17 protein-coding genes and 2 rRNA genes are annotated in these 23,682 nt (G+C 59.0%); 10 read left to right on the top strand and 9 right to left on the bottom strand.

The genetic code is table 11. The annotated features are described in order from the left end of the window. Positions 1 to 27: 27 nt before the first annotated feature. Positions 28 to 3,207, top strand: a 23S ribosomal RNA gene (locus QMG25_RS02080). Between the two features lie 210 nt (positions 3,208 to 3,417). Next, positions 3,418 to 3,534, top strand: a 5S ribosomal RNA gene (rrf, locus tag QMG25_RS02075). Positions 3,535 to 3,711: 177 nt separating this feature from the next. Here the strand turns inward: rrf and QMG25_RS02070 are convergent. The 8 genes from QMG25_RS02070 to QMG25_RS02035 all read right to left on the bottom strand — a co-directional run bounded on the left by QMG25_RS02070 (position 3,712) and on the right by QMG25_RS02035 (position 16,639). After that, a complete protein-coding gene (locus tag QMG25_RS02070; protein ID WP_283456841.1) occupies positions 3,712 to 7,008 on the bottom strand; it encodes an ATP-binding protein in 3,297 nt (1,098 codons plus the stop codon). Further along, positions 7,009 to 7,737 (bottom strand): DUF4194 domain-containing protein, encoded by a 729-nt coding sequence (locus QMG25_RS02065; protein ID WP_283456839.1) that lies wholly within the window; start codon positions 7,735 to 7,737, stop codon positions 7,009 to 7,011. Beyond that, positions 7,734 to 9,191, bottom strand: a complete 1,458-nt coding sequence (locus QMG25_RS02060; RefSeq protein ID WP_283456837.1) for a DUF3375 domain-containing protein — start codon at positions 9,189 to 9,191, stop codon at positions 7,734 to 7,736. Before QMG25_RS02060 ends, QMG25_RS02065 begins: the two co-directional genes overlap by 4 nt. Positions 9,192 to 9,275: 84 nt before the next feature. After that, positions 9,276 to 10,781, bottom strand: coding sequence for a class I SAM-dependent DNA methyltransferase (locus QMG25_RS02055; RefSeq protein ID WP_283456835.1), 1,506 nt, complete (start codon positions 10,779 to 10,781; stop codon positions 9,276 to 9,278). Then, positions 10,778 to 11,377, bottom strand: coding sequence for a Fic/DOC family protein (locus QMG25_RS02050; RefSeq protein WP_283457362.1), 600 nt, complete (start codon positions 11,375 to 11,377; stop codon positions 10,778 to 10,780). The genes QMG25_RS02055 and QMG25_RS02050 overlap by 4 nt, the downstream gene beginning before the upstream one ends. Positions 11,378 to 11,382: 5 nt before the next feature. Then, entirely contained in the window at positions 11,383 to 11,586 is a 204-nt protein-coding gene (locus QMG25_RS02045) for an antitoxin VbhA family protein (protein ID WP_283456833.1), read from the bottom strand. A gap of 134 nt (positions 11,587 to 11,720) precedes the next feature. Next, on the bottom strand, positions 11,721 to 13,085 hold the full coding sequence (locus QMG25_RS02040; protein ID WP_283456831.1) for a restriction endonuclease subunit S: 1,365 nt from the start codon (positions 13,083 to 13,085) through the stop codon (positions 11,721 to 11,723). Beyond that, the gene (locus QMG25_RS02035) at positions 13,082 to 16,639 is read right to left on the bottom strand and encodes a DEAD/DEAH box helicase family protein (RefSeq protein WP_283456830.1); all 3,558 of its coding nucleotides are present in this window, start codon (positions 16,637 to 16,639) and stop codon (positions 13,082 to 13,084) included. The genes QMG25_RS02040 and QMG25_RS02035 overlap by 4 nt, the downstream gene beginning before the upstream one ends. Positions 16,640 to 16,785: 146 nt before the next feature. Between QMG25_RS02035 and QMG25_RS02030 the strand changes: the two genes are divergently transcribed. The 6 genes from QMG25_RS02030 (at position 16,786) to rplI (ending at position 19,745) form a co-directional block, all read left to right on the top strand. After that, positions 16,786 to 17,397, top strand: a complete 612-nt coding sequence (locus QMG25_RS02030; protein ID WP_283456829.1) for a nucleotidyltransferase domain-containing protein — start codon at positions 16,786 to 16,788, stop codon at positions 17,395 to 17,397. Continuing rightward, positions 17,397 to 17,699 (top strand): hypothetical protein, encoded by a 303-nt coding sequence (locus QMG25_RS02025; protein ID WP_283456828.1) that lies wholly within the window; start codon positions 17,397 to 17,399, stop codon positions 17,697 to 17,699. Before QMG25_RS02030 ends, QMG25_RS02025 begins: the two co-directional genes overlap by 1 nt. 218 nt (positions 17,700 to 17,917) lie before the next feature. After that, positions 17,918 to 18,223, top strand: a complete 306-nt coding sequence (gene rpsF / locus QMG25_RS02020; RefSeq protein WP_207345654.1) for a 30S ribosomal protein S6 — start codon at positions 17,918 to 17,920, stop codon at positions 18,221 to 18,223. A 62-nt stretch (positions 18,224 to 18,285) separates the two neighbouring features. Next, on the top strand, positions 18,286 to 18,891 hold the full coding sequence (locus QMG25_RS02015) for a single-stranded DNA-binding protein (protein WP_283456827.1): 606 nt from the start codon (positions 18,286 to 18,288) through the stop codon (positions 18,889 to 18,891). Positions 18,892 to 19,040: 149 nt separating this feature from the next. Further along, positions 19,041 to 19,280: a 30S ribosomal protein S18 gene (gene rpsR / locus QMG25_RS02010; protein WP_003800144.1), complete on the top strand. Its 240-nt coding sequence runs from the start codon at positions 19,041 to 19,043 to the stop codon at positions 19,278 to 19,280. A gap of 15 nt (positions 19,281 to 19,295) precedes the next feature. Next, on the top strand, positions 19,296 to 19,745 hold the full coding sequence (gene rplI / locus QMG25_RS02005) for a 50S ribosomal protein L9 (protein WP_283456760.1): 450 nt from the start codon (positions 19,296 to 19,298) through the stop codon (positions 19,743 to 19,745). Between the two features lie 197 nt (positions 19,746 to 19,942). Here rplI and QMG25_RS02000 read toward each other — a convergent pair whose 3' ends face one another. Beyond that, the gene (locus QMG25_RS02000; protein ID WP_283456759.1) at positions 19,943 to 20,332 is read right to left on the bottom strand and encodes a DUF1801 domain-containing protein; all 390 of its coding nucleotides are present in this window, start codon (positions 20,330 to 20,332) and stop codon (positions 19,943 to 19,945) included. 477 nt (positions 20,333 to 20,809) lie between these two features. On the opposite strand from QMG25_RS02000, the gene dnaB reads away from it, so the two are divergent. Beyond that, positions 20,810 to 22,189: a replicative DNA helicase gene (gene dnaB / locus QMG25_RS01995; RefSeq protein ID WP_283456757.1), complete on the top strand. Its 1,380-nt coding sequence runs from the start codon at positions 20,810 to 20,812 to the stop codon at positions 22,187 to 22,189. A gap of 110 nt (positions 22,190 to 22,299) precedes the next feature. Then, complete coding sequence (locus QMG25_RS01990; protein ID WP_283456756.1) at positions 22,300 to 23,673, top strand: MATE family efflux transporter; 1,374 nt, start codon at positions 22,300 to 22,302, stop codon at positions 23,671 to 23,673. Positions 23,674 to 23,682: the final 9 nt, after the last annotated feature.

Raw genomic sequence — 23,682 nt, 5'->3', positions numbered from 1 at the left:
GAGTGTTATTGATCATAGTTTGTGTGTGGTCAAGTTTTTAAGGGCGCACGGTGGATGCCTTGGCATTAGGAGCCGAAGAAGGACGTAGGAATCTGCGATAAGCCTCGGGGAGTTGATAACCAAACTTTGATCCGAGGGTGTCCGAATGGGGGAACCCCGCTACCCGGTGTGAGCCGAGGTGGTGACCCGCATCTGAATATATAGGGTGTGTGGAGGGAACGTGGGGAAGTGAAACATCTCAGTACCCACAGGAAGAGAAAACAATAGTGATTCCGTTAGTAGTGGCGAGCGAACGCGGAACAGGCTAAACCGTGTCATGTGTGATAGCCGGCGGGCGTTGCATGATGCGGGGTTGAGGGACTTACCGATCTAGTTCTGCCGGACTAGGAAGGGGAATGGTGCATGTATAGGTGAACGGTTTTGAATGGCCGACCGTAGAGGGTGAGAGTCCCGTAACCAAAATGCAGTGCACTCCCTTTGGTGAGTATCCCAAGTAGCACGGGGCCCGAGAAATCCCGTGTGAATCTGTCAGGACCACCTGATAAGCCTAAATACTACCTAATGACCGATAGCGGACAAGTACCGTGAGGGAAAGGTGAAAAGTACCCCGGGAGGGGAGTGAAATAGTACCTGAAACCGTGTGCTTACAATCCGTCAGAGCCAACGCGCCTCACTTGTGGGGTGGTTGTTTTGGTGATGGCGTGCCTTTTGAAGAATGAGCCTGCGAGTTAGTGTTACGTCGCGAGGTTAACCCGTGTGGGGAAGCCGTAGCGAAAGCGAGTCTGAACAGGGCGAGTTTAGTGGCGTGATCTAGACCCGAAGCGAAGTGATCTACCCATGGCCAGGTTGAAGCGTGTGTAAGAACGCGTGGAGGACCGAACCCACTTCAGTTGAAAATGGAGGGGATGAGCTGTGGGTAGGGGTGAAAGGCCAATCAAACTTCGTGATAGCTGGTTCTCCCCGAAATGCATTTAGGTGCAGCGTTGCGTGTTTCTTACTGGAGGTAGAGCTACTGGATGGCTAATGGGCCCTACAAGGTTACTGACGTCAGCCAAACTCCGAATGCCGGTAAGTCAGAGCGTAGCAGTGAGACTGTGGGGGATAAGCTTCATAGTCGAGAGGGAAACAGCCCAGACCACCAACTAAGGCCCCTAAGCGTGTGCTAAGTGGGAAAGGATGTGGGATTGCTTAGACAACCAGGAGGTTGGCTTAGAAGCAGCCATCCTTAAAAGAGTGCGTAATAGCTCACTGGTCAAGTGATCCCGCGCCGACAATGTAGCGGGGCTCAAGTACACCGCCGAAGTTGTGGATTTCAAACATTGCCCTAACCAGGAGGTTCGTCCTTTGGTTCAGGGGTTTGGAGTGGTAGGGGAGCGTCGTGTAGGCATTGAAGCCGCAGTGTGAACTAGCGGTGGAGCCTACACGAGTGAGAATGCAGGCATGAGTAGCGAAAGACGGGTGAGAAACCCGTCCGCCGAATGATCAAGGGTTCCAGGGTCAAGCTAATCTGCCCTGGGTAAGTCGGGACCTAAGGCGAGGCCGACAGGCGTAGTCGATGGACAACGGGTTGATATTCCCGTACCGGTGAAGAACCGCCAATATTGAACTGGTGATACTAACCACCCAAGCCACCATTGAGTGTCCTTCGGGACCAGGGTGTGTGGGGAGCGTGGGATACTGAACCAGGGAGGTAAACGTATTAACAGGTGTGACGCAGGAAGGTAGCCGAGCCGGGCGATGGTAGTCCCGGTCTAAGGACGTAGGAAGCACGATAGGCAAATCCGTCGTGCTGTCTTTGATGACGATTCTGAGATCTGATGGGACCCCCGTACGGGGGAATTCGGTGATCCTATGCTGCCTAGAAAAGCATCGACGTGAGGTTCAAACCGCCCGTACCCCAAACCGACACAGGTGATCAGGTAGAGAATACTAAGGCGATCGAGAGAATTATGGTTAAGGAACTCGGCAAAATGCCCCCGTAACTTCGGGAGAAGGGGGGCCTGCCCCGTGAAGGAGATTTACTCTCCGTGAGCGGGTGTGGGCCGCAGAGACCAGGGGGAAGCGACTGTTTACTAAAAACACAGGTCCGTGCGAAGTCGCAAGACGATGTATACGGACTGACTCCTGCCCGGTGCTGGAAGGTTAAGAGGACCGGTTAGCACACTTCGGTGTGCGAAGCTGAGAATTTAAGCCCCAGTAAACGGCGGTGGTAACTATAACCATCCTAAGGTAGCGAAATTCCTTGTCGGGTAAGTTCCGACCTGCACGAATGGAGTAACGACTTCCCCGCTGTCTCAACCATAAACTCGGCGAAATTGCAGTACGAGTAAAGATGCTCGTTACGCGCAGCAGGACGGAAAGACCCCGAGACCTTTACTATAGTTTGGTATTGGTGTTCGGAGTGGCTTGTGTAGGATAGGTGGGAGACTGTGAAGTCACAACGCTAGTTGTGATGGAGTCATCGTTGAAATACCACTCTGGTCACTTTGGACATCTAACTTCGGCCCGTAATCCGGGTCAGGGACAGTGCCTGATGGGTAGTTTAACTGGGGCGGTTGCCTCCTAAAAAGTAACGGAGGCGCCCAAAGGTTCCCTCAGCCTGGTTGGCAATCAGGTTTCGAGTGTAAGTGCACAAGGGAGCTTGACTGTGAGAGGGACACCTCGAGCAGGGACGAAAGTCGGGACTAGTGATCCGGCGGCACATTGTGGAATGGCCGTCGCTCAACGGATAAAAGGTACCTCGGGGATAACAGGCTGATCTTGCCCAAGAGTCCATATCGACGGCATGGTTTGGCACCTCGATGTCGGCTCGTCGCATCCTGGGGCTGGAGTAGGTCCCAAGGGTTGGGCTGTTCGCCCATTAAAGCGGTACGCGAGCTGGGTTTAGAACGTCGTGAGACAGTTCGGTCCCTATCCGCTGCGCGCGCAGGAAATTTGAGAAGGTCTGTCCTTAGTACGAGAGGACCGGGACGGACGAACCTCTGGTGTGTCAGTTGTACTGCCAAGTGCATCGCTGATTAGCTACGTTCGGATGGGATAACCGCTGAAAGCATCTAAGCGGGAAGCCCGCTTCAAGATGAGATTTCCATACACCTCAACGTGTGAGAGGCCCCCAGCTAGACCACTGGGTTGATAGGCCGGACGTGGAAGCGAGGACTAAAGACTCGTGAAGCTGACCGGTACTAATAAGCCGATAACTTACACCACACACACCTCGAAAAAGGTATGCTCGCGTTCACTATGTGGTTCCCAACCAACAAACCCACCCGTTTGTACGGCCAGGAACAAAAACAAGCGACCACCAGAAGTAACGGACTCCGTCCAAAACCACTGGTAGTAGCCTGTACAATAAAAGAGAAGTTGTTCCAACAAGAACACCCAACAAACTACCCACCCGCCAGGGACTGGGGAATGAGTTACGGTGGTCATAGCGTGGGGGAAACGCCCGGTCCCATTCCGAACCCGGAAGCTAAGACCCACAGCGCCGATGGTACTGCATTCGTGAGGATGTGGGAGAGTAGGACACCGCCGGACAACACCAAAAACAGGTCGAGGCCCCACACCAACAGGTGCGGGGCCTCCCTGCATTTAACAACCACACCGGCCCGGCTGGCCACCCGCCACGACGCCCACGCAGCGCCTACAAAAATACCGGTCTAACGAAGACACTCACCCGCCGCCTATACATGTCAGCCAGACGCCGGGTGCGTGCTACCTGAGAACAATGTCCGTGGCTGTCGCAGGGGACTGGCCGGTCGAGACAAAACCTGAGACATTGGCCTGGGGGTGTTTGATGATGTCGGTAACCGAGCCCAAGTGCCGCGACAGATCCACTTTGTCTTCCGGCGCGGCGAGCAAGAGCTGGAAACCAAATTCTTGCAAGGCGTTGATTCCTGCGCCGGCGTATTCGGAGTTCGCTTGGATAAAGGCTTCGTCAATCATGACGGTGCCGTAGGTGCTGTAACCCTGGACGTCGATGCCAAGCTGGTACGCCAAAGCTGCGCCCATGATGAAGGAGGTAAATCGCTGGCCTTCACCGCCCGACAATGTGCCGGGCTCAAGCCCTATCTCGATTTCTCCGGTAGGGCGGTGCTCATTGCAGCTGATGGTGACATGCTGGCGGACGTCAAGGACAGTGTCCGCCCAGTGCGCCAGGGCAGGGTCGCCCAGGGCGTTGACGAGGCGTTCAAGCTGCTGATAGCTGGAAGCCATCTTTTCCTCGGTTGCCTTGGTGTAAGCGTTTCCCAGCGCTTCCTTGAGTTCGCTGCGGAACGCCCTGGCTTCGTCGGGAATACTGGTCTTTACTTCCAATCGCAACCGGCTGCCCTTTTCAAACGGCACGTCTGAGAGAATCTGGTTCAACGGCAGAATACGTTCTTCAATGACCCGGCGTTCCTCTTCCAATAGTTGCAGGAGGTCCGAGAAGCGCTCGTAGGAGCGGTTGTTGAAGTACTCGCGGAACTCGTCTTGGCGCTGTGGCAGACCGTCGGAGATGATGCGTTCGTACAGCTCTTCGTAGTGCTCCGTCGCGTCGGCACCTGTGCCGTGACTGGCACTCATGGTTGGCCCGAACTGGCGGCCAAAGGATTTGAAGATTTCGCTCAAAGCGCCTTCGGTCCGGAACTGTTGTTCCTTTAGCGTGGCACTGCGCTCCCCCAAGTCCACGGCAACACCGCTCAGCAGGACCTCCAACTCGTCCAAAGAGGTGGGTTCGCCATTCAAGAGGTACGGAGCAAAGGCGGCAACCGCCCAGTCCGGGGCGCTATCCGTGAGGGTACTGGCATCCTTGAGTGCGGCTTGGACAGCTGCCAGATCCTTGGCGATGGCGGCGGCGTCATGGTGAAGGACGGCTACTCGACCGACTGCCGCTTCAAGTTCGGAATTAGCTTCAGTCAACGATTCACGCAGCTGCGCCAGCGTGGCACTGCCGGCGATGGTCTTTTCCAACGCGGCATGCAGAGCCTCGAAACGGGTAGCCAGCTCCGCGGAATCGAGCTCAGCGAAGCCCCTTTCATCAGTGGCAACGCGCTGTAGCGCGTGCAACTGGCTTGTCGACTGCTCCTTGGCGATGCTGCTTTGCGTTGCGGCGGCGGCAGCTTTCTCATACTGGTCGGCCAGTCCCTGTGCCTGCTCCCGGAGCTGCGCAATCTTGGCGACATTGTTGAAGCCCAACAAGTAATCGCCGGGGTTGAGTGTACGGGTGTCTCGCTCAAAAACGGCAGAACTCAGTTTCACGGTGCCTGCCTGCGATACGGCCTTGCTGTGCTGGTGCAGTCCGGAGTCGTCATTCACGCACGTGAATGCAAAGTCGGCAGCAACCTTCCCGCGGAGCCAGACTCCGGCGTCGGAATCATGAAAATCCAGTATGCCGACAAGCTCGTCGTCGCCCGCCGCCGCGGTTCGGTGCGGGACAGCAATGTTGATCCAGCGCAACTTGCCGTGCCCGTCCAACGCATTGATGGCCTGGGTAACAGCTGCAATGTTCGTCCCGTCGATCAGCAAAGTGGTGGCGAGGGAGCGCAGCACCTTCTCTGCTGCCGCCCGCCACGCGCCGTGCCCGCTGCCAATGTCCACCAGCTCGCCGGCGAACGGCATGTCCTCCACGGTCAGGCCCGTAGCCGTGCAGATGACCCGGCGGGCGGCGGCACTGCGGGAGTCGATATTGCTGCCGCGCCGTTCGAACGATTCGATCTCGGCTCGCAGCTGCTTTTCTTGGTCCCTGATATTCACGCTGGCGGCAACGGCTTGGTATTCAAGCGTCCGCGCAGTTTCCATGTCCGCTTGTTGAAGCTCTACGCCGGCGGCCGCATTGGCACGTGCGGCGTCAAGACCCGCTCTGCTCCAGTCATAGACGAGCCCGGCTGAGTCCAACTCCGCCTGGGCCGCCGTTTCCACGCGTCGGCGCTCTGCCAACTCGCGCTTACCGGTGCGAATGTCTTTTTCCAAGCCTTCGATGGCGCGGCCGCCATGGTTTGCATGCTGCTCTGAGAGGGCTGCAACAGACTCTGCCAGTGCGTCCTTGGCCGTCATTCCAGCGTCAATTTGCCGTTGTTTCTCCTGCCCCGCCTCGGCCAGGGCCACTGCCTTGGCGGCCAGCAATTCAGCCTGGAACTTCTGCCGCAACAACGGCAGCTGAACATTTTTCAATTCAGTTGTGCGCGATAGCATGGTGGCGATGTCCTGCAATTTCTTGTGCAGCTCGGGTACGGGTGCCAGCGCGTCGCGCTGGCCGCGAGCATCCTCCAGTTGGCGGTAGATGCCGCTCAGGTGGCTGAAGTCCTCCACCGCGGCGGTGGCAGCAGCCAGGGTTGCCGGCTTGTCAAGCACCTCGTAGCGGAAGAACCGGTTGACGCCCTTGTCCAGTCCCTTGCCGTTTTGCAGGGTCCGCAGCAACGAGAAGGCCTTGTCATTGTGGATCCCCAGCTTGCGGCGGAACCGTTCGGCAAATGTTTTGTGGACGTCAAAGGCCTCGGCGCCAGGCAACGCGCCATGCAGGGACGACGGCGAAAAGCGCCGACTGCCATGGTTTTCCAGTGCCTCGATATTCAGCTCTGCGTTGTGGATGACGTAGTGCTTGCCCACTTGGCCTTCAAGACCGTTGGCTGGCAGGTCGAAGAGCGCGGCGATAGTGACAATCCTGCCCAACCCGTCCTCGAAGACCAAGGCAACCGCAGACCAAGTGGCGCTGGGGCGTTGGTACACCACGCCGTCGGACGTCTTGATCTTGCGTCCGCGCATATAGCTGAAGGTGGTGCGCCGGTCCTTGCGGTTGGAGGCCTCGTGGGCTGACTCGTTCAGACGCGGAGCAGCGTAAAAGATGTGCTGGATGCCATCGAAAAGTGTTGACTTTCCCACGCCTGGATGACCTGTCAGCAGCGTGCCGGACCTGTCCACGTACATTGAATGGCGGCCGTGGAAGGTGCCCCAGTTGATGATTTGGATCCGACTGAGGCGGAACTGGCCCGGATTGATTTCTTCACCAATGGGCAGGGTGGTGGCAATGCTCATTTAGAACGTCTCCTGCATCAGCGTGGCTTGGCCGTCAGCCGACAAACCGTCGGCAACATCGTTACTGTCCTCGAACGGTTCAGCGGCGGGACTCTTGTCCAGGGCGGCAAGGTAAGCCGGAATTTGATCGATCGAGTCAAAGGGAAGCGCCAAGGCAAGTGCGTTGCTGACTCGGTACTCGTCCGCAAGCTCGGTGGGCACGATCAGTTTCAACCCTGCCAGCCTGGCAAGGGCGGCATCCGTCTGCTCGTCAAGGCGCTTGTCGTCCACGGCACCAGGCTGGCGGTGTTCGGCGAGAATCTCGCGGGCGCCGGCGCGGGAAACGCCCACGTCGGTCTCTGTGCCGGCGTGCCGGTCAAGGAGCACTCGGAGGCGCAACGCCAGGAGCGTCTCCTCCCTGCGCAGCGGCTTGCGGGCCACGATGGGTTGCGTGTGCACGGCATCAATCGCGACGGGGGCCAGAAGCGCGATCTTGCGCTCTGCATCAATGGTCAGCAGCAGGAAGATCTCGCTCAGGTACTGCTGCAGGGAGACGGCGTGGTTGAGGATGGTTGTCCACAGGGCCGGGTCCGTTGTGCCGTCGATGTAAGGCCCGCGGAGCAAACGCACCAGCGCCTGGCGCAATTCCAAGGGGAAGGACCCGGTATCGCCGGCAAAGAGTGTCCGCTCACTTGCGCCTGGGTAATCCTGGCCTGCGGAATCATTTCCGGTGTGAATGGTGCGGCTCATGGGGCGGGGTCCTTCGCAAAGGTGAACAACGGGACTTCGGCGGTGCGAATGGTGCCGTCTATCTGGGTGAAAGTGAGGGTTTGGCTGCGGTGCGAGTCCATGGCGTTGTCCGAACTGCGTGCGGCCATGATGAGACCGCGGATTGAGTTAAGATGCTGCAGTTCACTCGGCAGGGAAGTGTAAACATCGGCCAAGGTGGCGCTGCCGTTGCGGCTGTGCCGGGCAAGTTCGACGGCGGCCTGCAAGACGTCCATGTCTGGCGCGGGCGTGGCGGGTGTGCGGTGGATGTCGGCGTCGCTGAGTGCCGGTGGTGCGGCCAGCCTGGGCGGCGGCACATGGTCCTCGGGGTTGAAGATGCCCAGCCCGGCGAGCGTTTCAAAGGCGGGGGAATACAACAGCGGCGGGGCCACTGCCGTGCGGGAGCCCAGCGAGGCCTTGGCCATTGCTTGTTCGGCAGCGTGGATGGCCTTGCGCAACAGCACCGATTCCCGAAACTCCGCAGACTGCACATAGGCGTGCAGGCTCTCAGACAGGCGACCGTAAATGGAATGGACATCCGCGGCTTGACGACGCATCTCACGCACGAGGGACGCGAGGTTGGCCCGTTCCTCCGAGCTGAGCTGGTCCGTGAAGTCACGTTCAAGCAACTCATTGACCGACTGCCGGAACCTGGCTTGTTGCACCGGGTCGTTGAGAAATTCGGTAAAGCCCTGGAAAGTCTCGCCCTCGGCGGTGCCGCGCAGTGCCTTGTCTCCGGCCAGCACTTGGCCCATGGCCACACCCTTGGTTACCGAGGACTCCATGATTTCCTGGCGGATCGTGTGCAACATGAGTTCGACGCCGTCGCGCATGCGCTTGAAATCCGCCGGTAGGCTGGCGGCCAGGTCCAAGACGCTGCGGGTGGCTGCCACGGCCGAATCATCCGAGAGCACGGCGGGGCTGCCACCGTTGCGCAAGGCGGCAATTTCACTTTCCCGTTCGGCGATTTCCGCTTCCAGGGCGGCAATTCGGGTGTCGGGGTTGGGGTCGCTTTGAAAGGACAACGTCTCGATGCTCGTTAGCAACGTGCTGAGTCGGGAGCTGTTCAGATTGGTGCGGTCGCCGGTCAAGGTGTCCAGCAATGCCAATACACGGGCCGTGCTGGCTGTGGGTTCGTAGAAGAACTTGCCATCCGCCATGGGCCGGGCCAAAAACTGGCTGCGCACCCAGGAGTCGGCGTAGTGCGAGGCCTGCCAAGCCTCGTTCAGGCTCAGATTCTCCCCGCGCAGTTCCTTCATGAAGTCGGCCAGGTCGGCGTGGAGAACTTCCAACGGCACTCGCTGCCTGGTGGCTGTGAACTCAGCACGCAGGAAGGCCACGGCCCACGAGGCACCTTGTAACAATTTCCAAGTGGGGCTCTGCCGCAACTGTTTTTGCGCGTGCCACTGCGCAACGGCGTTGTCAGTGGAGCGCATGAAAGGGCCTTTCGGCAAAAGCGGGAACGGGGTTCATTCCATTTTAAGGCATGGGGAAGGCGTTGGTGACCCGCCACCGCGCAGCTAGGCTCGTTGGGCGGCCCGTTCTGCCAATGCATCGGCCACGGCTTGGAATTCTTCCAGCGCGGCTTGGAGGTCCTCCACAATTTCAGCGGCAATGACTTCCGGTGGCACGCCGTCGTCGGCGTTCTCCAAGGACGGGTCCTTGAGCCAGGTGATGTCCAGATTTGTTTTGTCGCGTTCCAGCAGTTCCGCGTAGCTGAAGGGCTTGAAACGGTCGGACTCCACCCGCTCGGAACGCATTCCGGCCTTGTAGGACGCGATGAAGTCAGCCAAGTGTTCTTCACGCAGCGGATTTTGTTTCATGGTGAAGTGTTCGCCCACACGGAAGTCGTACACCCATAGTTGCTCGGTCCACACTTTGTCCGGATTGGCGGGCTTCCGGTCGAAGAACAAGACGTTGGCCTTCACACCTCCCGCGTAGAAGATCCCGGTGGGAAGTCGCAGAAGGGTGTGCACATCGAATTCGCGTAGCAGCCGTTTGCGAATCGTTTCGCCAACCCCGCCTTCGAACAAGACGTTGTCGGGGACGACGACGGCGGCCCGGCCTCCCTTGGCCAGCAGACTTGCGATGTGCTGGAGGAAGTTCAACTGCTTGTTGGTGGTGGTGACCCAGAAGTCTTGGCGAGAGTATGAGGCATCGTCGCGCTCCGCCCGGCCGTCTTCGCCCACCACGGTGATGGAGGACTTCTTGCCGAAGGGCGGGTTGGCGAGTACCAGGCTGGCGTGCCGGGTGGGCATTGATGACAAGGCGTCACGGACGTCGATCACCGGCTTGCCGTTTTCGCGTCCCACGCCGTGCAGGAACAGGTTCATGGTGGCCAGCCGGGCCGTGGAGTCCACCAGTTCCGTACCGTGGACGGTGCGGCCCTCGCTGAGATCACCGCGCTGTTCCGGCGTCAGGGAGGCGCCGAAGTTTTCCTCAATGTGTTCGATCGCAGCGAGCAGGAATCCTCCCGTGCCACAGGCAGGATCGCTGATGGTGTCTTCGGGGCGGGGTTCCATGACCTGAACCATGGCATGGATCAGCGGACGGGGTGTGAAGTACTGGCCGGCTCCGGACTTCACATCAGAGGCGGAGCGCTGGAGCAGAGCCTCATAGGCGTCACCGTTGAGGTCCCCGCCCACGGCCCACGTCTCGGAGCCGATCAGGTCCTTGATGATTTTACGCAGCAGTGCCGGTTCCTGGATGCGGTTCTGTGCCTTGCGGAAGACGACGCCGAGGTTGGTTGGCTGGGTGCCCAGTGACCGCAGGATCCGCTGGTATTCCGATTCCAGGTCATCGCCGCTCAGAGCCACCAGATAGTCCCAGGAGATCTTCAGGTGGGGAGGGAAGATCTGCATCGGGATGAGGGCATTTTTTTGCTTTTCATCACACATCTTCAGGAACAGGATGAAACTGAGCTGCTCCACGTAGTCGATCGCGGCGACGCCGGCGTCGCGCAGCACGTCGCAATAGCTCCAGAGCTTGTCGACGAGCCTGCGTACTTCGGCCGGATTGCGAGTCATTCTTGGTTCCTTCGGTGGCGGGCGGTGATGGCGGGGGAAAGAAGTTGGCAGAGCGGTTCGGCACTGCGTGAAATGGCAATGACGCGGGCCTCTTTGACCGCATCCAAGTCCAGCTTGCTCCAATGGATTTCCCAGCCGGCGGCAGTGGCCAGCTGGTCAAGGAACGCTGACTGGCTGCGTGTGTTTCCGTCGCGGAACGGGTGCAGGGAGGTCAGCTCACCCCAATGGTGCGCCAGCCTTGCGGCAAATTCGTGGTGGTCAAGGTGGAGCAGGAAATTATCGGCAGCGATACCGGCAAAGACCTCGCCGGCGAAGGCCTCGATGAACTCGGGCCGGCAATGTGCAACGCCTGTTCCCATGGCTTGGGTGTCTGTGGTGCGGATCTCGCCCGCCCAAGAATAGAGCCGTCCCATCAAACGCCGATGGATTGCCTGCAGATGTGGGAAATCGAACACTCCGGCAATCGGATATTCCCGCAATTGGGCCATAACGATTCCGGCTAGGTCCTGTTCGGCGAGATCGAGCTGGTGCTGATCCAAGATGCCCGGAATATTGATGAGGATCTCGGTGCCTGGATAGGTGTACTTGTCCGGCATCGAGCTCACTTGCCAGTTGCGAGAATTTCGGCCAGTCGAATCTCCACAGCCTCGTCAGCGTCCATGTTGCCGCGAAGGACTTCGCGGGACAAGTCGCGTGCACGCTCAGAAGTACAGCCTCCGGCCAGATACTGTGCTGCGTCAGCGAACTCCACGGCTGACTGAACTTCGGCCTCGGTGAGCCCGCTCTTGTTCTTCAGGGTCGACATGCTGCACTCCTTTGCGTTGAACGTGGTGATCCTCGTCAGGATGCACCGTCGCACCCTTTCATTCTACCGGTCCGGACTGACACGGGCCTGAGTGCAAGGCTGGCTGTGGACACTTCTGTGTGCTGGTTTGCGACCTAGACTTTCGCCTTCACAGAAGTACGACGCCGGACGGCTGGCTTTGCGGCGGCACGCTCAGCGGCAATGCGCTCGAGCAGGATGGAAGCAGGTTCGTCGGCAGGGTTCTGATCGACGAGGGTGCCGGCGAATGCGGACGCCAATATACGCTCTCTCAGCCGCCCATTTCTGGTCACGAGCCCCTCAATGTTGTTCACTAGTCGAGATGCGCCGTCTAACTGCTCCGAGACTAAAGTCACGAGGTCATCCTGCTCTTGAACTGGAGGAATTGGAATTGGGAACTTCTTCATAACTCTGAGGCTAACTGATGCTAAATTAACGCTTTGTTTGCCGTTGCGCTCGAACCACTTTCGACCGTAAGAATTTGCATGCCAAGCTATGAGTTCTGGTAGGACCGCGTTTTCTCGAACCCTGATCCGAAACACATGGTTTTGGTGAATGCAATTATCGATTGCCCCTTCCCAGATCCAACCACGGCCAAGTTTGTCACGGTCGCCACCTTCGTTCAAAAGCACGTCGCCAGGCTGCAGCAGCAGCTTTTTGATCTGCTTCTCCGTCGCACGAATTTTGGTGACAACGTCAAGCTTGAGGTGACCAGCTTGGACATTGGCGACTCGAAGGTAGGGGACCTCAGTCAGTGCTGGGTCTGACTGTTTCTTCGCGTCTTTCGTAATTCCGCCGACAACATCGGCTATCTCCTCAAGCCGACCCCACCGCCAATTGTTGGGGATCTTTGGCAAATCGACGTCATCAACATCGGCCGGTGACGGCGGAAGTGCGTATGCATTCGTCATCGTTGCCGTCTCGGAATACCGGTTAAGACGTAACCTGAATGCCGAAGCACGACGAGCAGAGGTGGAAAGCAATGATGATGCTTCGTCAAGCCGTGAGAGCTGTTCTTCGAGGGCTTCGACGATGCGGTGCTGTTCGGCGAGCGGTGGGAGCGGAAACGGGATTGAGTTGGCCGCAGACTTGGTTAGTTTGAGTCGTGTGGTTCCATTTGCGTAGCCTTCGAAGTTGAAAGTATTTAGATAGTAGTGAAGAAACGAATTGGTTGTAGCGTTGGTGGCCCGCAATACGTGAGCATGGTTATTAACCCATGCAGGACCGCTAATTCTGTAAGCTTTCGTTTTGGAAGGGTCAAAAAATTGCACGCCGTCTTCCCCAAGCAGAACTAGATCCTCGTTGAAGATCTCTGCATCGATGGTTCCAACTTGTCCGGTTGCTCCGTAGTAGGGAACTGAGCCGGGCCTTTTTGCCCGCTCTGCAGCACTGAGTGGCACCCGCAGCCGGTCTAGGTTCTCTGAAATTTCGGTGAGCGTCGTCCAAGCCCAGCCGCTTGGCAGTTCTGCCAGTTCGCTCACGCTGCGAGCTCGTGTTGTAGCTGTTCAAAGATGGCGAGTGCATCACTCGGGAAGGCCTGGGCAAAGCCAAACTGGCCACCGCGCTCGGTGAAGGGGGTTTTGGTTAAATCGTCGAGTTCCACGGTTACAGATGTTTTCACTACTTCGGCAATCCGCCGAATCCACCAGCGCTGCTCATCGGTGAAGTGCACTCCGGCGTGTTGCTGCCGCGCGAACCAAGCAACTAGCCTTTCATCCACCAAGGAGCTGTAGGCGCGGATACCGCTACGGGCGATTGCCCCCGCTGAATCTACTGTCCCTCCACCGCCCAACTCGTGCCTGAGTATCGTGACAAGATCGGTCACTCCAGGCTTATGGCCGGGTTCGGCAACCTCACCAAGGGCTGCATAGGCGCTCCAGATGGTGTCCAGCGAGCCAATAGATGGGATTCGTTTGACCTGTTCTGCCAGTTCCTTCAGCTGCGCGTATGTTGGCCGGGCAGTGGCACTGCCATGGAGAAGCTGCAGCACGGCAAGCTCATCCTTGTTCTCCGCGATGAAGTCCCGCCATGACTCGATGGGCGACTTTGCCACGTTTCCGTCCAGAACCGGTGCCGCACTGAGCAGCTCGTCGGCGTTTACCTCATCAAAAATGATGTCCTTGGCTCGGCGGATGTCCATAATCCTCTTCCGTAGCTCAGCGCTGCTTGCCAGCGGCGCCACGCCTGTTCGGATCAGTGCCGCCACGGCGTCGTCGCCCGACTCGCGCGCCTGCTCCACGGCATCGTTGTCCGAAGCGGCAGACAAGCCCTGCACGATGGCACGCAGCGACGTGCCACCGGAAACATGCTCGATTTCCGCAGCTTCATTCGGTTTAAGCTGTGTTGCCAACCGGCCCAGCCGGGCAGCCAACGTGGAGACTTCATCCACGGTGATGGTCAGGGCACCGGCCTTTTCCATCAGTTTTTGCAGGGAGACAGACTTGGGGAGGCGGTCCATGGGATCGGCATCCACCAGCTCGGATTCCGTGACACCCACAGCATCGACAATGACAAATCTGTCCTTGGTCAGGCCGTCCTTCGCATCCGGGGTGACCTGCGCATACGCATCGGAATCCATGGTGCGGGAACCGCGGCCCTTCATCTGCTCGAAGTACACGGCAGAACGAACCTCACGCATGAAGAACACGCACTCGATGGCCTTCACATCGGTGCCCGTGGCGATCATGTCCACGGTGACGGCAACCCTGATGGATGGGCTGTTGCGAAATTGCTGCAGAAGCTGCTGCGGATCATTGCCCTGGCTGCGTGAACGGTAGGTGATCTTCACTGCAAAGTCCTGGCCCTTGCCGAACACTTCACGCACCTGCTGGACGATCTCATCGGCATGGCTGTCATCCTTGGCAAAGATCAACGTCTTGGGCACGTAGCTGCGGCCCGGGAAAATCTCGGTGTAGAGCCGGTCGCGGAAAGTGCTTAGAACAGTGCGAATCTGGTCCTTGTTGATGACGCTGCGGCCCAACTGCTTGCCCGTGTACGAATAGTCTTCTTCCAGTTCCTCGTAACGCTTGCGCCGCGTAGCCCGCTCCCGCATGGGAACTATGGTCCCTGCCTCCACCGTTGCTCCCTGCGACGTAACCTGGGTCTTGATCCGGTAGACATCGAACGGGACGTTGACGCCGTCGGCCACGGACTTTTCATAAGGGTATTCGCTGACAAGGTTCTGGTTGAAGAAACCCAAGGTCTGCTTGGTGGGTGTGGCAGTCAAACCTACGACAGGTGCGTCAAAGTACTCCAGAACCGCGCGCCACTTGCCGTAGATGGAGCGGTGGCATTCGTCCACGATGATCAAGTCAAACGTCTCCGGCGGCAAGGCAGCACTATAGGTGACGTCGACGGGAGACTCCGGCTCGCCGTCGTCGTTCTCATCATTCTCCGTGGCCGAATCCGGCAGGTCCTCGCCAGCCAGCATGCGGAACAGCCGCTGGATGGTGGAGATTGCCACGTTCGTGGAATCGGCAATGGTCCTCCCCGCAACCCGCTGCACAGCGTACGTTTCACCGAAGCGGCGGCCGTCGTCGGGATTCACGAAGTTCACAAACTCCGATTCCGCCTGGATGCCAAGGTTGTTCCTATCCACCAGGAACAGGATCCGCCCCGCGTTGGCGTGGCGGATCAGCCGGTACGCGCTTGTCACCGCCGTGAACGTCTTGCCGGCACCGGTGGCCATCTGGATGAGCGCCCTCGGGTGCTGGCCCTTCAGCGACGTTTCAACCCCGGTGACGGCCTGGACCTGATTCGGCCGCAGCCCGTCCACCTCCAGCACCGGCAGCTGTTGGATCCTGGCCAGCAGCGTTGGAGACTCCGGACTGGTGTCCGCCTCTGCCATCCAACGCTTGAGTGTCTCAGGGCGGTGGAAGCTAAAGACCTCACGGGAGCGGGCATCCGGGTCCAGCAAGTTCATGAACCGGGTTTCGGCACCCGTGGACTCGTAACAGAACGGCAGCGGCGTGTCAGGGTGCCAGGTGGCAAGACGCGCGCTCGCAGGCAGGCCCGTGGCGTACTTGGATGTTTGCCATTCCACACCTGTGAGACTCATGCCTTCCTTCTTGGCCTCCAGCACGCCAACAAGCCTGCTGTCCACGTAGAGCAGATAATCCGCGAAACCGGAATCCAGTGGGAATTCGCGAACCGCCACCCCCATGCCGGCCATGGGGGCGATGTCGCGGTAGTCCTGGACCAGCCAGCCTGCAGCCCGCAGCATCTTGTCGATATTTTTTCGGGCTTGGACTTCGGAAAGCGGCCGGGGGGCTGTGGCTCGATCGATGAATGTTTGGCGCGCCGCCGGAGTTGGCTTGGGCACGTCCCGGCTGAGTCGCGGTTCACTGGAGGCAAGCTCATTGAGCTGAGCCTGCAGCTGCTCCAATTTCGCTGCCATGTCCGATTGTTCTGTCCGTGCAGCGGCAAGTTCGGCCTCAGCCTTTGCGCGGGCCGCGGCTTCGGCCTGGGCTTGTGTGCGGCTCGAATCGAGAACCGTCAGGGCCTCAGCCAGCTCGTCACGGCTGGAATCCAGCGCGTCATGAATTGCATGCAGGCTCGCTGCGTCCTCCGCAGTTGCCGGTGTGAGGTCTGCCGGGCTGGGCGGCAGGAAGGTGCGAACGGTGCGGTCCTTGGTGACGGCCCGGTACAGAAGGGTGCCAAGTTCCCAGCATGTGTGCAGGACGCCCAAAGTGATGTTGGCGTTGAAGAGGTGGCTGTGGGTGGCCTGGTTGCCCGTCTTCCGAATGCGGTGCAGGTCTTCAATGGCGTCCTTCCCCAGGACGCCGGCCGCGGCAAGGGCTTGGATGCGGTCAATCTGTTTGCTGCTGTCCACCGCGGTGTTGCTTCGCAGCAGCAGCTGTTCGGTCAGGACTTCGGCCAGCTGCCGGCACTTGATGAGGGAACCGTTGGGATCCGTGTAGAGGCTGGCTTCTGCGCCGGCGCCATAAACAGCCAGCAGGGGCTCCACGTCGAGGAGGAGCCCAAAGTTGACCGACTTTTGGGCGGCGCTGAGGATCATTGGATCTATGTGCGTCAAAACGTCCCCCTCGGACTGGTCAGCCGTTGTGATTGAGACTACCTGAAAGGACTCCACATGGTTCGGGCGGGATGCTGATGAAGTCGACAGCTTTTCTTTTCAGATGAACAAAAACGCGGACAATAGTGAGTGATTGGAGGTATTTCATGCAGTTGCAAAACCCGCTTCGCGCCATTTGTCCGGCGCTTGAGGCTGACGTCCTCATAGTGCTGGCCGATGGGATTCCCCGCTCACCAGGAAACCTGGTGCGCGAATCCGGAGTCTCCGGATCGGTTTCCGGTGTGCGGCGCTGTTTGGTGAGGCTTGAACAGAGCGGCGTCGTGAGTGCAAGCCACGTGGGAAACCGCATGGAGTACGCACTAAATACCCGGCACATGCTTTCAGGGCTTGTCGTTGAGGCTTCGACGGCGATGCAGCGATTCGTCGGGTTCCTGACTGCGCGGATTGCGGGGTGGGACGAACAGCCATTGCAAGTGACGCTGTTTGGTTCCGCAGCGCGGCGAGAAATGCGCAATGGCTCTGATATTGACCTGTTGTTTGTGGTTCCGGATAGCGCCAGCGACCAGCTTTACGCGGCCATCAGTGACCTTGCCATATCCGCATACCAGCTCACGGGCAATGACGTGCGGCCCATGGTCTATGAAGTTTCTGAAATTCAGCCAGCTCCGATTTTTGACTCCATTCATCGCGACGGCGTTCACGTTTTTGGTGACAGTCGATGGCTGGAGCATCGGGTAGATGAGTTGATGGTTGCCTGATGAGTGCTTCTTCTGACGCCATTGCGACGCTCGCCGTACATGCGGGGATCGCTGCCTCGGATGGTTTCTGCCTGCTGGCCGACGGTCAGCACTCCAAGTCCGGCAACCACGCTGATGCCATTAGAGTCCTGAAAGCTGCAGGCGGAGACAGCGCGACCCTCAGCCGCCTGCTTGGAGAGAAGACCAAAGCTGGATACAACGTCCAGAGCCTCACGCGCAACAAGTCTGCAAAGTGTATTGAGTGGGCAGAAAAGCTGCTGGCCGCTGCCGAAGAGAAGGATCCCAGTGGTGAGGCGGCATAAATCCGCACCCGCGGTTTGGCAGTTCCCTCTCCACCGCATGTGGTGAGACTTACGCACAGGGGTGACTTCCCGGCGTCGTGCTTACGGTAAGATAGACAAGTCTGTGCTGGCACCGGGTCCACTCATTGAGTGGATTTGGCAGCCGTGCAGGCACCGCAAATGAACCTCCTGTTACGGAAATGCCGTAACCGCCTAGACCAAAGGAGGTGGGTTCACATATGCGTCCTTACGAACTGATGGTAATCATCGACCCCGATGTTGATGAGCGTACCGTTGAGCCGTCGCTGCAGAAGTTCCTGAATGTCATCACCAACGATGGTGGAACCATCGAAAAGGTTGACATCTGGGGCCGTCGCCGCCTGGCTTACGACATCCAGAAGAAGTCTGAAGGTATCTACGCCGTGGTGAACTTCACTGCTGCTCCCGCTACCGCTCAGGAACTTGATCGCGTGCTTGGCCTCAATGAGACCATCCTGCGCACCAAGATCACCCGTCCGGAAGAGCAGAAAGTAGAAGCCGAGTAATTTCGGCCCTAACTTTTTAGTTTTTTCTTTGTAGGAAAACACCAAGCAGGAAGCAGGAGCAGATGGCAGGCGAAACCACTATCACGGTCGTTGGTAACCTCACCAGCGACCCCGAACTTCGGTTTACCCCGAGCGGTTCAGCAGTAGCGAACTTCACCGTTGCGTCGACTCCGCGGACCTTGGACCGCCAGAGCAACGAGTGGAAGGACGGCGAAACGCTGTTCCTTCGCGCGTCGATCTGGCGTGAAGCGGCCGAAAACGTTGCCGAGTCCCTGACAAAGGGAACCCGCGTGATCGTTTCGGGCCGGCTGAAGTCGCGGACCTACGACACCAAAGAAGGCGAAAAGCGCACCGTCATGGAGCTTGAGGTCGACGAGATCGGCCCCTCGCTGCGCTATGCCAACGCCAAGGTCAACCGCACCCAACGCTCCGGCGGTCAGGGTGGGAACAACTTCGGTGGTGGCCAAGGCGGCCAGGGCGGAAACTTCGGCGGCGGCAACGCCGGCGGGGGGCAAGGCGGCTTCGGCGGCAATTCCGGCGGAGGAAACTTCGGTGGCAATGGCGGCCAACAGCAGCAATCCGCACCGGCATCCGATCCCTGGGCCACGCCCGGTGGCGGGTCTTCCGGTTGGGGCGCAGGCCCGGACAACTCCGAGCCTCCCTTCTAAACGTGCGGTGCATGCCTTTTCTTGTCGGTTCAGCCGCCAAGCAGGAACCCTGTGCACCACGCTTATTCACAAATGTGCGGCAACCGCCGTACGCACACCATCCCGCGGATTAATATCCACGGGCTCCACTAACACTAAGGAGCTCCACGATGGCTAAGGCTGAACTCCGTAAGCCCAAACCAAAGTCCAATCCCTTGAAGGCTGCTGACATCACTGTCATCGACTACAAGGACGTAGCATTGCTGCGCAAATTTATTTCTGACCGTGGAAAGATCCGTGCGCGCCGCGTCACGGGTGTCACCGTTCAGGAGCAGCGCAAAATCGCTCAGGCAATCAAGAACGCCCGCGAAGTTGCATTGCTTCCCTACTCCGGCGCTGGCCGCGGTTAAGGGAGATAAATTATCATGGCAAAGCTCATTTTGACCCACGAAGTAAGCGGCCTCGGTGCCGCCGGCGACATCGTCGAGGTGAAGAACGGTTACGCACGTAACTTCCTTCTGCCCCGCGGCTTCGCTCTCACCTGGTCCAAGGGTGGTGAGAAGCAGGTGGAAGCCATCAAGGCTGCCCGCCTGGCACACGCCCACGCTTCAGTTGAAGCTGCCCAGGAACAGGCTGCCAGCCTCCAGGGCCAGGTTGTTGCCTTGAAGGTCAAGGCCGGCGCCTCAGGTCGCCTGTTCGGTACCGTCAAGGCCGACGACGTTGCGAAGGCTGTTGCCGCTGCAGGTCTGGGAAGCATTGACAAGCGCAAGGTTGAACTGCCCGCCCACATCAAGTCGGTTGGCAAGCACACGGCAAACGTTCGTCTCCACGACGACGTTTCCGCTGTCATCACCCTGAACGTTGTAGCAAGCTAGTCGCCTGCACAAAGCGTTGCAAGTAGCCCGGCCCCTTTGAATGGGGGCCGGGCTACTTACTTTAAGCCAACGCGTGGAACGGCTTCGCTTGCCGCAGCGGCCTCGAAAGCTGGTTCTTGCCGGACTACAGGGACTGAACCTCCGTTGTGGTCAGGCGCTGGTAACTCAGCGCTATGAGCCGGCGCAGAATGCCTGCATCAATGTCCGCAAGCTTGTTGAGGTATATGCATGATGCCCCCGGATCTGAAGTGGCCCAGCTTCTTCAACAGCTCGGCAGAGCCCGATGTGTCCGTGAGCCCGTATATGACCAGGTTGGCCTTTCGCGGTGAAAATCCTGCAGCAGCAGCGTCGCCCTCACACCCTGAAGCGTACGTGTAATGGTATGAGCCAAACCCAATGATGCTCGGATCCCACCTACGTGGCGGCTGCCCGGTGGTTTCCTGCATCAAGGCTGGTAGCGGGTGGGCATCTGCGCGGCGAGTTGCCGTGGTGTCGACGCTGTTGATGAAATCCACTGGCTCGGCTTCCGCGGCCGACGTCTTATTGCCGCCCTTGGACGTGCTGCCGGGGAGTGGATCCTTGGCCATGTCGCGTCTCCTGTCGTTGCAGGCAGTACGTTGCAGGCAGTCCAGTCCATGACATTTTCGAGTGCTTGCCAGGGATATCCACATGCGGGCATATGTCTGTGGATATTGTTGTGAGCTGCCGCGAATAAACACGGGCAACGCTGTGAGCAGAGAGACATTTTGTATCCGAAAAATGTACTCCTCCACAGGCAGTGGACAACGTTTGTACAGGTCAGAAGCACATTCTCTGGCTAATCCTGTACTTATCCACACTCTTGTCCCCATCCTGTGCACAAGCTGAGGCAGTTAATGCACCGGTTATCCACAGCCTCGGTGGGCAGCGGGGTTGGTGGATGCCCTTTCAGCGTCTAACGTAGCAACTAGGCTCTCCGAAATGACGACTTTGTCCGTACCAGCTGGCATGGAGCAGTCGATAAAAAAACACACCGCCAGCGGCGGTGAAAGACCCGGCCAGCAGGGCGGAAAGAGGGCACAGACATGTCGGCTCCAGCCAGGGAAATAGGGACAACCCCCCGTGAACCGGATTTTGCCAGGACACCGCCGCAGGATTTAGTGGCAGAACAAAGTGTCTTGGGTGGCATGATGCTCTCCAAGGATGCCATTGCAGACGTCGTGGAAGTACTGCGTGGCAATGATTTCTACCGCCCGTCGCATGAGAGCATCTATGAGGCCATCCTGGACCTCTATGGCAGGGGAGAACCCGCCGATGCCGTGACGGTAGCCGACGAGCTGACAAAACGCGGCGAGATTACCAAGATCGGCGGTGCAGCCTACCTTCACCAACTCATCCAGTCTGTTCCCACGGCCGCCAACGCCGGTTTTTATGCGGAAATTGTGGGCGAGCGGGCCGTGCTGCGCCGCTTGGTGACGGCCGGAACGAAGATCGTCCAGATGGGCTATGCCCAGGACGGAGAAGTCGAAGAGGTCGTCAACGCAGCTCAGGCAGAGATCTTTGCCGTGGCTGAACGTCGGACCACGGAGGACTACGTGCTCCTGAAGGACGTCATGGAATCCACTGTGGATGAAATTGAGGCTTCAGGGCACAAGGGTGAGGGTATGACAGGGGTGCCCACGGGATTCTACGAATTTGACGAGCTGACCAACGGGCTCCACCCCGGCCAGATGATCGTCATTGCTGCCAGACCAGCCGTGGGCAAGAGTACTTTCGCGCTTGACTGGGCACGCTCGGCGGCCATTGACCACAACATGGCCACAGTGGTTTTTTCCTTGGAAATGGGCCGCAATGAGCTTGCGATGCGCTTGTTGTCGGCCGAGGCCACCATTAACCTGCAGGACCTGCGCAAGGGTACCGTCAAGGACGACCAGTGGTCCAAGATTGCCACGACCATGGGCAAAATGAACGAAGCTCCACTCTTTATCGACGATTCTCCCAATATGTCGCTGATGGAGATCCGCGCCAAGTGCCGTCGCCTGAAGCAGCAGCACGACCTCAAGCTGGTCATTTTGGATTACCTTCAGCTCATGTCCTCCGGCAAGCGCGTTGAGTCACGCCAGCAAGAAGTCTCCGAGTTTTCCCGTGCACTGAAACTGCTGGCCAAGGAGCTTCAGGTCCCCGTCGTTGCCCTGTCGCAGCTGAACCGTGGGTCTGAGCAGCGCACCGACAAGAAGCCCATGGTCTCGGACCTTCGCGAGTCGGGCTCCATCGAGCAGGACGCTGACATGGTGATCTTGCTGCACCGCGACGACATCTATGACAAAGAATCAGCCCGCGCCGGCGAGGCGGATGTGATCGTGGCCAAGCACCGCAACGGTCCTACGAAAACAATGGTTGTGGCCTTCCAAGGCCACTACTCGCGCTTTGCCAACATGGCCAGCGACGGCGGGGGAAGCTACTAGCTGCATGGCGCCGAGGCGGTGCGGGCGCGGCCGATCGTGTGCACCCGTCGACGGACGTGGCCGTTAGGTATGTGGACGTCAAGCACCGCTGCGGCCGATACTGTTAAAGCATGTCCAAACCAACGACGCTGACCGACGCCTCCGGGGACAATCGCCGCGCCACCGCCAGGGCCATCCGGGGCTTGGCGATACCCGCATTCGGCGCCCTTATAGCAGAACCCCTATTCCTGTTGGCCGATTCAGCCATTGTGGGACACTTGGGAGTTTCACAACTGGCGGGTGTTGGTTTGGCGGCCACAGTCCTGCAAACAGTGGTGGGGCTTATGGTGTTTCTGGCATACTCCACGACTCCTGCCGTGGCACGGCTTTTGGGGGCAGGGCGGCACGCGGATGCCCTTGCGGTTGGACGCGACGGCCTGTGGCTTGCCGCGCTCCTGGGACTGGTGCTTGCTGTTTTTGGCATAATTGCCGGGGGCGGACTTTTTCGCGTCATGGGTGCCGGCGGGGAGGTACTGGAATACGCGCAGACGTACTTTATGATCAGCCTGGCCGGGATCCCCGCCATGCTGCTGGTTATGGCGGCTATGGGTGTGTTGCGCGGGCTGCAGGACACAAAGACACCACTCGTGGTCGCGGTTGTCGGGTTCGCCGTCAACATCATGCTGAATCTTGTGCTGGTCTACGGTGTGGGGATGTCGGTGGCCGGAGCCGCATTGGGCACGGTGATTGCCCAGTGGGGCATGGCGGCGGTGTATCTGGTCATAGTGGTGCGAGCGGCCCGACAGTACGGTGTGGGGCTTCGCCCCGACTGGGCAGGGATCCGAACGGTGTCCCGGGTGGGCAGTTGGTTGATGCTGCGGACCCTGTCGTTGCGCGGCGCCATCTTGGCCACCGTACTTGTTGTGACGGCGCAGGGCGCCACTAATCTGGCGGCGCATCAGCTGGCCATGACAGTCTTTACGTTCCTCGCCTTCGCTCTCGACGCCCTTGCCATCGCCGCCCAAGCCTTGATTGGGAAGGAATTGGGCGCCGGCAACATTGTTCAAGTGCGTGTCTTGACGCGGACCATGACCCGATGGGGTTTGGTCTTTGGCATCGTGACGGGACTTTCCCTATGGGCCGCCTCAGGCGCCGTCGGCTGGATATTCACCCCCGACGTCGGCGTCCATGCGGCACTTAGCGCCGCGCTGGTGGTGATGGCTGTCGGCCAGCCACTCGCCGGTTACGTGTTTGTGCTTGACGGCGTGCTCATCGGCGCAGGGGACGCCCGGTACCTTGCCCTGGCCGGGATTGGGAACTTGCTGGTGTATTTGCCTCTGCTCTTCTGGGTTTCGCAACTGGACTTTGGAGACACCGTTCCAGGACTGTTCTGGGTATGGGCAGCATTCAGTATCGGATACATGGGTGCCCGCGGCCTGACCTTGGGCCTGCGCGCCCGCACTGGGCGATGGATGCAAATCGGCGTTCCGGCCAGCCGCGGTTAGACTTGATGG

It is taken from the genome of Arthrobacter sp. H35-D1 (assembly GCF_030063185.1).
Classification (GTDB): Bacteria; Actinomycetota; Actinomycetes; order Actinomycetales; family Micrococcaceae; genus Specibacter.
This window is presented reverse-complemented; position numbering and strand designations above follow the sequence as displayed.